Origin of the sequence: Saccharopolyspora indica (genome assembly GCF_027853965.1) — a bacterium.
Lineage (GTDB): Bacteria > Actinomycetota > Actinomycetes > Mycobacteriales > Pseudonocardiaceae > Saccharopolyspora > Saccharopolyspora indica.
Map to the genome: position 1 here is coordinate 42,595 of NZ_JAQGLB010000030.1, position 12,683 is coordinate 55,277.

The 12,683-nt window shown below is 70.7% G+C and carries 12 protein-coding genes and 3 tRNA genes; 9 read left to right on the forward strand and 6 right to left on the reverse strand.

The genetic code is table 11. The features are described from left to right. The first annotated feature begins 42 nt into the window (after positions 1 to 42). On the forward strand, positions 43 to 1,437 hold the full coding sequence (locus OU416_RS37390) for a sunset domain-containing protein (protein ID WP_270931826.1): 1,395 nt from the start codon (positions 43 to 45) through the stop codon (positions 1,435 to 1,437). 260 nt (positions 1,438 to 1,697) lie between these two features. Here OU416_RS37390 and OU416_RS37395 read toward each other — a convergent pair whose 3' ends face one another. Beyond that, on the reverse strand, positions 1,698 to 2,141 hold the full coding sequence (locus tag OU416_RS37395; RefSeq protein ID WP_270931827.1) for an Lrp/AsnC family transcriptional regulator: 444 nt from the start codon (positions 2,139 to 2,141) through the stop codon (positions 1,698 to 1,700). Positions 2,142 to 2,215: 74 nt separating this feature from the next. Between OU416_RS37395 and ddaH the strand changes: the two genes are divergently transcribed. Further along, the gene (gene ddaH, locus OU416_RS37400) at positions 2,216 to 3,070 is read left to right on the forward strand and encodes a dimethylargininase (RefSeq protein WP_333779679.1); all 855 of its coding nucleotides are present in this window, start codon (positions 2,216 to 2,218) and stop codon (positions 3,068 to 3,070) included. Positions 3,071 to 3,246: 176 nt separating this feature from the next. On the opposite strand, the gene OU416_RS37405 is transcribed toward ddaH, so the two are convergent. Beyond that, positions 3,247 to 4,152, reverse strand: coding sequence for a YceI family protein (locus OU416_RS37405; RefSeq protein ID WP_270931828.1), 906 nt, complete (start codon positions 4,150 to 4,152; stop codon positions 3,247 to 3,249). A 257-nt stretch (positions 4,153 to 4,409) separates the two neighbouring features. Here OU416_RS37405 and htpX point away from each other — a divergent pair, with 257 nt between their 5' ends. Then, a complete protein-coding gene (gene htpX / locus OU416_RS37410) occupies positions 4,410 to 5,285 on the forward strand; it encodes a zinc metalloprotease HtpX (RefSeq protein ID WP_270931829.1) in 876 nt (291 codons plus the stop codon). Positions 5,286 to 5,396: 111 nt separating this feature from the next. On the opposite strand, the gene rfbA is transcribed toward htpX, so the two are convergent. The 4 genes from rfbA to OU416_RS37430 all read right to left on the reverse strand — a co-directional run bounded on the left by rfbA (position 5,397) and on the right by OU416_RS37430 (position 7,578). Then, positions 5,397 to 6,278, reverse strand: coding sequence for a glucose-1-phosphate thymidylyltransferase RfbA (gene rfbA, locus OU416_RS37415; protein ID WP_270931830.1), 882 nt, complete (start codon positions 6,276 to 6,278; stop codon positions 5,397 to 5,399). Positions 6,279 to 6,483: 205 nt separating this feature from the next. Next, positions 6,484 to 6,975: a YajQ family cyclic di-GMP-binding protein gene (locus OU416_RS37420; RefSeq protein ID WP_270931831.1), complete on the reverse strand. Its 492-nt coding sequence runs from the start codon at positions 6,973 to 6,975 to the stop codon at positions 6,484 to 6,486. Between the two features lie 140 nt (positions 6,976 to 7,115). Continuing rightward, positions 7,116 to 7,197: transfer RNA gene (locus OU416_RS37425), tRNA-Tyr, on the reverse strand. A gap of 72 nt (positions 7,198 to 7,269) precedes the next feature. After that, complete coding sequence (locus OU416_RS37430; RefSeq protein ID WP_270931832.1) at positions 7,270 to 7,578, reverse strand: hypothetical protein; 309 nt, start codon at positions 7,576 to 7,578, stop codon at positions 7,270 to 7,272. Between the two features lie 79 nt (positions 7,579 to 7,657). Here OU416_RS37430 and OU416_RS37435 point away from each other — a divergent pair, with 79 nt between their 5' ends. From OU416_RS37435 to rpmG, 6 genes are all read left to right on the forward strand, one after another. Further along, the gene (locus tag OU416_RS37435) at positions 7,658 to 7,900 is read left to right on the forward strand and encodes a hypothetical protein (RefSeq protein WP_270931833.1); all 243 of its coding nucleotides are present in this window, start codon (positions 7,658 to 7,660) and stop codon (positions 7,898 to 7,900) included. Positions 7,901 to 8,062: 162 nt separating this feature from the next. Next, complete coding sequence (locus OU416_RS37440; protein ID WP_270931834.1) at positions 8,063 to 9,046, forward strand: alpha/beta fold hydrolase; 984 nt, start codon at positions 8,063 to 8,065, stop codon at positions 9,044 to 9,046. Positions 9,047 to 9,356: 310 nt separating this feature from the next. Then, positions 9,357 to 11,984: a putative bifunctional diguanylate cyclase/phosphodiesterase gene (locus OU416_RS37445; RefSeq protein WP_270931835.1), complete on the forward strand. Its 2,628-nt coding sequence runs from the start codon at positions 9,357 to 9,359 to the stop codon at positions 11,982 to 11,984. Between the two features lie 132 nt (positions 11,985 to 12,116). Continuing rightward, positions 12,117 to 12,189, forward strand: a tRNA-Thr gene (locus OU416_RS37450). Between the two features lie 104 nt (positions 12,190 to 12,293). Next, positions 12,294 to 12,369 (forward strand) — tRNA-Met (locus tag OU416_RS37455). Between the two features lie 71 nt (positions 12,370 to 12,440). Next, positions 12,441 to 12,605 (forward strand): 50S ribosomal protein L33, encoded by a 165-nt coding sequence (gene rpmG / locus OU416_RS37460; protein ID WP_093155303.1) that lies wholly within the window; start codon positions 12,441 to 12,443, stop codon positions 12,603 to 12,605. Positions 12,606 to 12,683: the final 78 nt, after the last annotated feature.

Sequence of the window (12,683 nt, forward strand, 5' to 3'; positions counted from 1 at the left end):
CATGCCGGGAACCACCGGCGGCGCTGAGGAAGGACATCTCTCGTGATCACCTGGCTGTTCACCCAGGTGTGGCTGTGGAGCCTTGCCGCGTTCGCGCTCGGCGCCCTGATCACCTGGCTGCTGTTCGTCCGCCCGCTGCAGCGGCGCCTGGCGGAGGCCGCCGAGTACCCGGACTACGACTACGACCGGCCCGCCGACTACGACGAGCCGGACACCGCGCGGGAACCGCTGGAGCTGCTGCGCCCGACGCGCCCCCGCGACCCGGAAGAGCCGCCGATCGGCGACTGGGACCGCCCGCCGCGCGCGTGGGCCGACCCGCGCCTGCAACCGGACGAGGACACCGAGAACACCTGGTTCCGCAAGTGGGACGAGGAGAAGCCGGAAGACCGCTCCGGCACCGAGCAGACCGCGGTGCAGCCGCGGATCCCGGCCGAAGCGAGCGCACCCGCCGATCCCGAGGACGACACCTGGGCCGGATCTCCTGGCCCGACGGGCGGTACCGACACCTCGGTCGGGTCTGCCGACCCGAGCGACGGTGCGGACACCTGGCGCGGGTCCGCCGATCGGAAGGACGGTGCGGACACCTGGGTCGGGTCTGCCGACCCGAAGGGCAGTGCGGACACCTGGCGTGGATCCGCCGACCCCAAGGACGGTGCGGACACCTGGCGCGGATCTGCTGGTCCGGAGGAGGACGCGGACACCTGGCGCGGCGCTGCCGGTCCGGAGGAGGACGCGGACACCTGGCGCGGCGCTGCCGGTCCGGAGGACGACGCGGACACCTGGCGCGGCGCTGCCGGTCCGGAGGACGACGCGGATACCTGGCGTGCGTCTGCCGGTCCGAAGGATGGTGCGGACACCTGGGTCGGGTCCGTCGACCCGAACGATGGTGCGGACACCTGGCGCGGGTCTGCCGGTCCGAACGATGATGCGGACACCTGGCGCGGGTCTGCCGATCCGAAGGACGGCGCCGACACCCGGATCGGGCCGAGCGACTCGAAGGACACCGCGGAGCCCGACACGGCGGTGACGCCGGTCAGCCGCGAGGAGCCGCAGCCCGCCGCCTCGTTCTCCGGCCAGCTGGAGGACGCCGAACGCCTGTCCGGCCAGCTGCGGTCGCTGTTCGAGTCGGAGCAGAAGAGCGATGCGCAGCCCGCGACGCCGTACGTGCCGCCGGTCGGCGCGGAGGCGACGCAGGTCATGCCCGCGGTCGTCGAGGACGAGGACGTCCCGCCGCTCCCGCAGCGCACGCCGGGCGCGGGCCCGCACCCCGGTCGCGACAGCGGCTGGTCCGGCCCGATGGTGAAGGGCCACTCGGCGTCCCGCCAGTACCACACCCCGGAATCGCCCCAGTACGACGACATCGTCGCCGACGTCTGGTTCCGCTCCGCCAAGGACGCCGAGATCGCCGGCTTCACCTCCTGGAACGGCCGCGCCTAACCCGATCAGCTGACAGGTGAAGGGCACCTCTCACCAACACACTGGGCGAAAGGTGCCCCTCACCTACTCCCCGAACGAGTGGCGACCACCGGTGAAGGGCACCTTTAGGCAAGTTAGTTGCTAAAAGGTGCCCTTCACGCTTCAACCGATCGAGTGGTCAACATCGGGGCGGCTGCCGCGTTAGCTCAGGAGGGGCGGGGTGAAGGGCACCTTTCGCCCGCTTACTCGGCGAAGGGTGCCCTTCACCTCGTTGGCATCGCTCACTCGGGTTGGGGTTGGCGTTCGAGGAGGCGGGAGAGGACGACTGTGGAGACGGTTCGGCTGACGAAGTCGACCGAGCGGAGGCGTTCCATGGCTTCTTCCAGGTGGTGGATGTTCGCCGCGCGCAGGTGGACGATCGCGTCGGCCTGGCCGGAGACGGTGTAGGCCGCGACGACCTCCGGCAGCGGTTCCAGGCCGGTGCGGATCCGGTGCGCGGGGACGTTCCCGGAGCAGTGCACCTCGACGAACGCCTCGGTGCCCCAGCCCAGCGCCTCCGGGTCCACGACCGCGGTGAAGCCCTGCAGCACGCCGAGGTCGAGCAGCTTGTCCACCCGCCGCTTCACCGCGGGCGCGGACAGGCCCACCTCCGCGCCGATCTCCGCGTAGCTGGCCCGCGCGTCGGCGACCAGGTGCGAAATGATTCGTTGATCCAGGACGTCCATACGCAACATTCTGCCGCAAAAATCGAACGTAGCGTTATTGATGGCCGTTCCAGCCACCGCTTACATTTCGATTCATGACGGTCATCGCCGATCAGGCTGCCCAACCGATCCAGACGCCGCGGGCCACCCCGCGGCACTACCTGATGTGCCCGCCGCAGTACTTCACCGTCGAGTACTCCATCAACCCGTGGATGGATCCGGGAACCCCGGTGGACGCCGACCGCGCGATGGCCCAGTGGGACGAGCTCAAGCGCGCCTACGAGCGCCTCGGTCACACCGTCGAGGTCATCGAGCCCCAGCCCGGCCTGCCGGACATGGTCTTCGCGGCCAACTCGGCGACCGTGATCGACGGCCGGGTGCTCGGCGCCCGGTTCCGCGCGCCGCAGCGGGCGGCGGAGGCCGAGCACTTCCGGCGCTGGTTCACCACCCGCGGGTACCGCGACCTGGTCATGCCGTCCCGGATCAACGAGGCCGAGGGCGACTTCGCCTGGACCGGGCAGGTCCTGCTGGCGGGCAGCGGCTTCCGCACCGACCCGGAGGCGCACGCCGAGGCGCAGGAGGTGCTCGGCGTCCCGGTGGTGTCGCTGCGCCTGGTCGACCCGCGCTACTACCACCTGGACACCGCGCTGTTCGTCCTGCGGCGCGGCGCGGACGCGCGCATCGCCTACTACCCGGAGGCGTTCTCGGCCGGTTCCCGCCGGGTGCTGGAGCGGATGTTCCCGGACGCGGTGATCGCGACCGCCGCCGACGCGGCCTGCCTGGGCCTCAACGGCGTCTCCGACGGCAGGCACGTGGTGCTCCCGACCGAGGCGACCGGCCTGGCCGCGCAGCTGGCCGACCGCGGCTACGAGCCGATCCTGCTGGACATCTCGGAGCTCCGGAAGTCGGGCGGCGGCCCGAAGTGCTGCACGCTCGAACTGCACAGCTGACCGAGGGGACGGGGAAGGCGAAGGGCACCGCTCGCCGCGGTGCCCTTCGCGGTGCGATTTCAATGGAGATCAGACGTCCGATTTCCATTGAGATCGCATAGATCCCGACGCGCCACCGGCGTGTCGGGCACCTGACACGCCGGTGGGGTCCGCCCGTGGACGACGGCGGACCGGAGTCACTGCTCCATGACGGCCTGGACGCCGATCTCGAGGTCGATGGTGGGGCCGACGACCGCGATCCCCTTGGCCAGCGTGGCCTTCCAGTCGACCGAGAAGTCCTCGCGGCGCAGGGTCGCAGTGGAGTGGCAGGCCACCCGCAGATCGCCGTCGAAGCCCGGGCCCTGCCACTTGCGCTGGCCCAGGTAGGTCGTGGCCAGCTCGACCGGGCGGGTGGTGCCGCGCAGCGTCAGGTGCCCGCTGACCGACCAGCGGTCCGCGCGCAGGTGGGTGAACCGGTCGCTGGTGAACCGGATGTGCGGGTGGTTGGCCACGTCGAAGAAGTCCGCCGAGCGCAGGTGGTCGTCGCGCATCTTGACGCCGGTCTCGATGCTCGCCGCGTTGATCGCCACCTCGATGCGGGAGTCCTCGAACCGCTCGGCGACCTGCACGACGCCGTCGAACTCCTTGAACATGCCGTGGATCTTGGACATGCCGATGTGCGGGGCGACGAACCGGATCTCGGTGTGGTACGGGTCGAACCGGTAGCGGCCGGGGATCGGCGGCTCCAGCGATTCGTCCGGTGTCAGCTGGACGGTGCCGAGCTGGAGGTGCCGGTTGACGCCCACCTCCACCTGCGTGCTGTAGCGGCGGTAGCCGCCCGCGCTGATCGACAGCCGGTGGGTGCCGGGGGCGATCGAAGTCGCGAAGCTGCCGTAGCTGTCGGTGATGCCGTGCGCGGTCCGCTGGTTGAGCCTGCCGACCAGCGTCACGGCCGCCCCGGGCAGCAGCTGTCCCCGCTCGTCCTGCACCTGGCAGGTGATGACGCCGCTGTCCAGCGGGGTCGGGAGGAAGTTGGAGACGCCGGGGCGCGGCGAACCGCTGTTACCTGCCGAACGACGCCGCCGCAGCTTGGCGAAGATCATCTGGATCCTTCCTGCCCGACCGCGGGGTACGGTGGACAAAGTTTTCATTTCAACTACCGGCGGGTCATGCTAGATCGCTCCGGCGGAGCCCCTCGCGCTGCCACCGGGCTCGTTGCCTTCGGCACATCCGCCCAGCGGAACTACGACTCGCGCCGGCTCGTTCTCTGAGTGACCTTCGAGAAGGGCGGGGAGATCGTCCGCTGAGGCCATCCGGAAGGTGTCGGCCCCCGCTCGGGGCCTTGGTAGAGGTAGGCACGGTGCACAGTCACTTCAACGGCGTGAAAACGGCATTGCTGCTCGGCGGCATGAGCGCCCTGGTGTTGCTGGTCGGGTCGCTGTTCGGGCGCACCGGCCTGATCGTCGGGCTGGTCGTGGCGCTGGGCATGAACGGGTACGCCTACTTCAACTCGGCGAACCTGGCCCTGCGCGCGATGCACGCGCGGCCGGTCTCGGAGGCCGAGCAGCCCGCCATGTACCGGATCGTCCGGGAGCTGGCGACCTCGGCCAAGCAGCCGATGCCCGCGCTCTACGTCAGCCCGACCCGGGCCCCGAACGCCTTCGCCACCGGCCGGAACCCGCGCAACGCCGCGGTGTGCTGCACGGCCGGGATCCTCGAGCTGCTCAACGAGCGCGAGCTGCGCGCGGTGCTCGGCCACGAGCTCTCGCACGTCTACAACCGGGACATCCTGATCTCGTGCGTGGCGGGCGCGCTGGCCAGCGTGGTGACCTTCCTGGCCAACTTCGGGATGTTCTTCGGCATGTCGGGCGGCCAGGGCGAGAACCGCCCGAACCCGTTCGCGATGCTGCTGGTGGCGCTGCTCGGGCCGATCGCGGCGGCGGTGGTGCAGATGGCCGTCAGCCGCTCCCGCGAGTACCAGGCCGACCAGTCCGGCGCCCACCTCACCGGCGACCCGCTCGCGCTGGCCTCCGCGCTGCGGAAGCTGGAGCGGGGCACCCAGCAGGCGCCGCTGGCGCCGGAACCGCAGCTGGTGTCGCAGTCGCACCTGATGATCGCGAACCCGTTCCGCCCCGGCGAGCGCCTGACCAAGCTCTTCTCCACCCACCCGCCCATGGCGGAGCGGATCCGCCGCCTCGAGGGCATGGCGGGCCACCAGCTCCCCCCGGCCTGGTAGCGGCGCGGCTGGTCAATTTCGTACGAAATTGACCGCTCCCTGCTGCTCGGGTGAGGTTTTCGCAGGTCGGGGGTTGTGCGTGGGTTTGGGGGAATGCACTCGAAGGTGTTGTCAGGGGGTGGCGCCCGCGCGGCGGGCGACCTCCATGACGTACTGGCCGTAGCCGGACTTCGCGAGGCGGGCGCCGAGCTCGTGGCAGTCGTCCGCGCTGATGTAGCCCATCTTCAGCGCGATCTCCTCCAGGCAGGCGATCCGCACGCCCTGGCGGTGCTCCAGCACCTGCACGAACTGGCCGGCCTCCACCAGCGAGTCGTGCGTGCCGGTGTCCAGCCACGCGAACCCGCGGCCCAGCGGCGTCAGGTGGGCCCGGCCTTCGCGCAGGTAGGCGAGGTTGACGTCGGTGATCTCCAGCTCGCCGCGCGACGACGGCGTGAGGCCCTTGGCGATGTCCACCACGTCGTTGTCGTAGAAGTACAGCCCGGTGACCGCCATGTTGGACCTCGGCTCGGCCGGCTTCTCCACGATCGACAGCAGCCGGCCCTCGCCGTCCACCTCGCCGACGCCGTAGCGCTCCGGGTCGCGGACCGGGTAGCCGAACAGCGTGCAGCCGTCGAGGTCGCGCACGCACTGCTGGAGGATCCCGGAGAAGCCCTGGCCGTAGAAGATGTTGTCGCCGAGCACCAGCGCCACCGGGTCGTCACCGACGAAGTCGGCGCCGATCACGAACGCCTCGGCGAGCCCGTTGGGCTCGGGCTGCACGGCGTAGGAGATCTCGATGCCGAACTGCGACCCGTCGCCGAGCAGCCGCTGGAACAGCGGCATGTCGGCCGGTGTGGAGATGAGCAGCACGTCCCGGATCCCGGCGAGCATGAGCACCGAGAGCGGGTAGTAGATCATCGGCTTGTCGTAGACCGGCAGCAGCTGCTTCGACACGACCTGGGTCAACGGGTGCAGCCGCGTCCCGCTGCCCCCGGCCAGCACGATCCCCTTCACCGAGCACCTCCCACTAGAGCACCCACGACCGAACTCCGATCTTCCAGCCGGTGGAGCGGTCTTCCAACCGCCTCACCACCGCTGAGCAACCCCCGAGAACGCTTCGCGGTGCCGACCGTCGCACGCGCCGCGGGCGCGCAGCTCGCCCACGGCGCCCGCGTCGCCTGCATCCCGCTACCCGTGCCGCAGCACGTGGCCGGAAATCTCAGCGGTAGTTCTCGAACTGGAGCGGGGCGTCGAAGTCCGCGGCCTTCAGCATCTGGATGACCGCCTGGAGGTCGTCCTTCTTCTTGCCGGTGACGCGCAGCTGCTCGCCCTGGATCTGCGCCTGCACGCCCTTCGGGCCCTCGTCGCGGATCTTCTTGGAGATCTTCTTCGCCACGTCCTGCGAGATGCCCTGCACGATCTTGCCGCTGGCCTTGTAGATCTGCCCGGAACTGGCCGGTTCGTTCATGTCCAGCGCCTTCAGCGAGATGCCGCGCTTGATCAGCTTCTCCTTGAAGACCTCGATCGCGGCCTTGCAGCGCTCCTCGGTGCTGGACTCCACCGCCACCGCTTCCTCACCGGACCACTCGATCTTGGTGTTGGTGCCGCGGAAGTCGAACCGGGTGGTGAGCTCCTTGGCCGCCTGGTTGAGGGCGTTGTCCACCTCTTGGCGGTCCACCTTGCTCACCACGTCGAAGGACGGGTTTGCCACGTGTCTTACCTCCCGTTGAGACGCAGCTCGTGTCGTCCGGACACGCTACCGGGTGCGGCTGGAGCACCGGGCGGGCTCGCACCCCTGCCCAAAACGAAACCGACCCCGTGACCAGCTGATCACGGGGTCGGTTTGCTGGGTGCCAGGTGGAGGATTCGAACCTCCGAAGGCAATGCCGGCTGATTTACAGTCAGCTCCCTTTGGCCGCTCGGGCAACCTGGCGTGCGCACCAGCAGCGCTGGCTTGCGGAAAAAGAATACATCGGGTCGTCCAGCGGGTTTCGCCGGGGGTCGGTCAGGCCTGCTCCGGGTCGTAGATCAACGCGTTGGCCTGCGCGGAACCGGCTTCGACCGCGGTGCGCGCCGCGGCGGGCAGGGAGTCCGCGAAGTCCGGCCCGGCCGCCTTGAGCAGGACCAGCAGCCGCTTGGCCAGGCCGCGGGCCTGGGTGAGGCGGACCTCGGCGGCGGTCAGCGTCCGCTGCGAGTCGGCGAGCATCTTGCGGTACCGGTGGTCGAGCTCGGCGTGCTGGTCGACCACCTCGAAAGCCCGCCCCAGGTCCGCGAGTTCCGCGGTGTCGACCTGGACGAAGTACGGATCCGGCACGGCTCCGCAGCGTACGCGAGGGGTGGCGCATTGACGGCAGAGCCGGATCGGGGGCGATTCGTCCGGCTAGCCTGGTGCCATGGCCATTGACCGGACGGCCCGCGCGAAGCGGCGGCAGGAGCAGCGGAACGCGGAGCGGCTGCAGCCCGCGACGTCCCCGGCCGGCTCGGCGGTGCTGGGTGTCGAAGGCCTGTTCAGCGCCGGTGCCAAGCACCAGCTGGAGCACCTGGCCTGGGTGGAAGTGGTCAAGGAGGACGAGCGGGAGTCCGGCGGTCCGCTCGACCTGGACGCCGCGGTCGTCCGCCTCGATCCGCGGAACTGACGTCCCCCGATTGCGGCGACGATCACATTCCGGCGGGTCGCGATCGGGTGCCGGTGGACCGCGTCTTCGCTGGCCAGCAGGGCCTTCCGCGCTCGGTCGGACCGCGTGCGGGCCTGCTCCCGGCCGATGCGCGCGGTCCTGTTCTCTCCGTATGTTCGAAGTGTGCCTTCGAGCGCTCCATCCACCCCAGGGTCCGCCACCGACGTCGGCCCCGGCTACCGCGAACAGCTCTACTGGCTGCGTTACCAGGACTTCTTCCCCGGCGCCCTGCGCGTCACCGAGGAGAACGCGCCGGCCGAGCACTGGTGGTCGTGGCGGGACGTCCAGGTGCACGTCGACCGCGTCGCGCGCGAGCACGCGCCGACCAAGCTGATCGCGTTGCACGGCATCGGCACCTACGGCCGGATGCTCGCCCCGTTCGGGCGGCTGCCGTCGCTGGCCGATCTCGAGTTCATCGCCCCCGACCTGCCCGGCTTCGGCCTCACCCGCGCGTCCCGGCGCGGCACCACCTACCAGGACTGGATCGACTGCGTCCGGGACCTGGTGGCGCTGGAGCGGGCCCGCGACGACCGCCCGATCGTGCTGCTCGGCGTGAGCACCGGCGGCCGGCTGGCCTACGACGTCGCAGCGCGCGCCGGTGGCGAGGTGGCCGGCGTGATCGCCACCTGCCTCATCGACCCGCAGCGCAGCGAAGCGCGCCGCCGGCTGGCCGCCCGGCCGGAGATGGCCCGGTGGTCGGGCCTGCTCGGCCTGGTGCCCGGCCCGCTGTCGACCGCGCGGGTGCCGACGCACTGGCTGGCCAACATCGCCGCGGTGTCCAACCACGCCCAGCTGGCCAACCTGGTGTGGGCCGATCCCATCGGCGGCGGCAGCTGGCTGGCGCTGGGCTTCGTCCGCAGCTGCCTCGGCGCGGCGCCCGCGGTCCGGCCGGAGGCGTTCACCGGACCGCCGGTGCTGCTGGCGCACCCGGCGGACGACCGCTGGACGCCGCCGCTGCTGTCCCAGCGGTTCTTCGACCGGATCGGCGGGCCGACCCGGTCCGCCGAGCTGACCGGGGCGGGCCACCTGCCCGTCGAGGAATCCGGGCTGGCCGATCTGGACCGGGCGATCCGCGACTTCTTCGACGAGTTCGGGCTGCCGTGGTGACCCCGCGTGAGCGGTGTGCGCGGACGGTGTGCGGCGGTTTGGTTGCTGCGGTGATCCTCACAGGATCGTCGTGGTCGCGGCGTTGAGCCCAACGAGCAGTGGTGCTCGCGGATCGTTGTGAAATATTTGCAGGTCAACTCCCGGCCGCGGCGGCGGATGTCCGCACCGGCCGCGGCCTGCGGCGTCCGCGCAGGTGTCCGCCTGGTGCGACGCGGGCCATTCGCCCCTGGCCAAGGCGTGCCGGCGTGAGTCACGATCGTCCGCGGCATTTTTGTGGCGCGCCCGCGCTGCCGGACGGGGAGGAGCGTGGATGATCGGGCGTCACCGCTCCCTCGGCCCGGAGCCCGAGCTGGAGCCGGCGCGACCCCCGGTGCGCCCCGAGGTCGATCCGGTGCGGCGCCGGATGTTCGCCGGTTTCTCCTTCGCCGTGCTCTTCGCCGGTGTGCTGGCCTCGCTGCTGGCCTCGCTCTGGCTGCCCTTCCACTACCGCTCGGACCTGCTGTTCCTCGGCCCGCTGCTGGCCATGGGCTTCCTGCTGGCCGAGCAGCTGACCATCGACGTGGACGTCAAGCGGGTCGGCTGGACGATCTCCTTCACCGAGATCCCGCTGATCCTCGCGCTGCTCACGGTGCCGTTCGAGGTGGCGCTGGCGGCGAACCTGCTGGCCGGGCTGGGCGCGCAGGTCGGCCGCCGCGCGGCCACCCACGTCGCCTACAACGCCGGGGTCATGTGCCTGGAGATCGCGGTGCCGTTCGCGGTCGCCCACGCGGTCAACCAGGCGCTGGCCGCCGTCGCCCCGATCTGGTTCGGCCCGGTCGTGGGCACCCTCACCTCCTCGCTGATCAGCTGCGGTTTCGCGCTCGCCGCGCTGCACGTGCTGGGCGGCGCGATGCGCGTCTCGGCCGGTGCGCGGCTGGCGGTGCGCACGCTGGCCGTCGGCCTGCTGAACACCTCGGTCGGCCTGGTCAGCTACGAGGTGGCGCTGAGCACGCCGTGGGGCTGGCTGCTGGTGGCGCTGGTCGCAGCGGCCGTGATCGGCCTCTACCGCGCCTACTCCGATCTGATGCGCGAGCAGCGCGACCTGGAAGCGCTCAGCGATGTGAGCTTGAGCGTGGCCCGCCACGGGCAGCGCAGCGCGCAGGGCCCGGGCGAGACCGCGGAAGCGGCGCCGGGGGCCGGCGAGTGGGAGCCCGTCGCCGAGCGGATCCGCGAACAGCTCAACGCGACCCGGGTGGTCCTGCGCCTGCGGCTGGACCCGAGCGGCGAGGTCAGCACGCTCGTCGCCGGTGAGTCCCTGCCCGACGCCGCCTGGCAGGCGGCTCCCTCGGCGCTGCGCGACGACCCGCTGCTGCAACTGCCGGGCAGCCACGTGCGCTCGTTCCGGACGCTGGAAGCTCCTGAAGAGGTGCGGCGGGCATTGCGGCAGCGCGGCGCGTACGAGGCGCTGGTCGTCCCGCTGCGCGGCGCGTCGCAGCTGCTCGGCGCCGTCGAGGTGCACGACCGGGTCAGCCGCTGGCGCGGCTTCGGCCGGGCGGACGTGCGGTTGCTGCACACCCTGGCCAGCCACCTCGCGACCGCGATGGACAACCGCAGGCTGCTCGCGCGGTTGCGCCACGACGCCTACCACGATCCGCTCACCGGGCTGCTCAACCGCACCGGCTTCCGCGAGATGGCCGCGGAGGAGCTGCGCAGCGGCCGCACCGCGGTCGTGCTGCGCATCGACCTCGACGTGCTGACCACGGTCAGCGAAGCCCTCGGCTACACCTGGGGCGACCGGATGGTCGTCGCCGCGGGGGAGCGGATGCGCGAGGAGCTGGGCGAGGCACCGCTGGCCAGGCTGGAGGCGAACTCCTTCGCGGTGCTGCTGCTGGACCGCAGCGAGGACCAGGCCCACGAGGTGGCCCAGCACCTGCGCGAGGCGATCGCCCGCCCGTACCCGCTGGACCGCATCGTGGTGGAGGCGGCGGGTGTCGCCGGGTACGCCTCGTCGGCGCCCGCCGACGGGGAGTGCGAGAACGACGTGAACACCTTGCTGCAGCGCGCCGACGTCGCGGTCCGCGCGGCGCGCAACGGCGAGGACGGGGTGCGCGGCTACGCGCCCGCGATGGGGCAGGTGTTCCTGCGCCGGTTCCAGCTGGTCACCCAGTTCCGGCAGGCGTTGGACACCGGCCAGGTCGAGGTGCACTACCAGCCCAAGGTGGCGCTGCCCGAGCGGCGCGTGGTCGGCGCCGAAGCCCTGGTGCGCTGGTCGCACCCGGAGTACGGGCGGCTGAACCCCGACGAGTTCATCCCGCTGGTCGAGGCGACCGGCCTGGTCGACGCGCTCACCTCGTTCGTGATGGAGTGCGCGCTGGTCAAGATCCGCAAGTGGCTGGACACCGGGCTGCGGATGTCGGTGGCGGTGAACCTGTCGGTGCGCAACCTGGCCGACGAGGCCTTCCCGGACCGCGTCGCCGAGGCGCTGCTGCGCCACGACATCCCGCCCGAGCTGCTGACCTTCGAGCTCACCGAGTCCAGCGTGATGGCCGATCCGGAGCGGTCGCTGCCGGTGCTGCGGCGGCTGCACGCGATGGGCGTGGTGCTGGCGGTCGACGACTTCGGCACCGGCTACTCCTCGCTGGCCTACCTGCGGCGGCTGCCGGTGGACGAGGTGAAGATCGACAAGAGCTTCGTGCTCGGCATGGGCACCGATCTGGGCGACATGGCGGTGGTCCGCTCGATCGTCGAGCTGGGCCACTCGCTGAGCCTCGCGGTGGTCGCCGAGGGCGTCGAGGACGACGCCGCGCGCGATCTGCTGGTGCAGATGGGCTGCGACGTGGCGCAGGGCTACCTGATCTCCCGGCCGCTGTCCGAGGAGCGCTTCGAGGCGTGGCTGCAGGCCCGCACGAAACGCGGCGTCGGCGCCCGTTCGGAGACCGTCCTCACACTCCTGCACTGAACCCGGTTTCGCCGCCCAGCGGCCGCCCTGAGGCCGGGGAAGTGGCCATGACCAGGGTTTTCACCAAAAGTGGACCCCCCTGTTCGGGGCTGTCGGGAGGTGTGTAAAGTTCTAGACGTTCCGCAGGGACACGCCCCAATAGCTCAGTCGGCAGAGCGTCTCCATGGTAAGGAGAAGGTCTACGGTTCGATTCCGTATTGGGGCTCGAAAGACAGCCGCAGTGCTCGCTAAGCTAGGTGCTGTGGCTGTTTTGCGTGGGATATCCTGCGTCGGCTGAGGCTCCGGTGCTCGCACCGAAGGGCTCAGCATGGCGGTGTAGCTCAGTCGGTAGAGCAAGCGGCTCATAATCGCTGTGTCGCCGGTTCAAGTCCGGCCACCGCTACCAGTCACCGGCTCACGCGGGTCCGCCCGCGAGCCGTCCCAGCAGATTACCGAGGCAGAAAGGCAGGCACCCCCGTGGCCGCCACCGACGTCCGACCCAAGATCACGCTGGCGTGCGAGGAGTGCAAGCACCGCAACTACATCACCAACAAGAACCGGCGCAACAACCCGGACCGGTTGGAGATGAAGAAGTTCTGCATGAACTGCGGCACGCACAAGCTGCACAAGGAAACCCGCTGAGGGTAGGCCTTCGAGGCTTTCAGCCCGTCCCCGGTATCGGGGGCGGGCTTTTTCGTGCTCGGACCAGGTTCAGCCGGT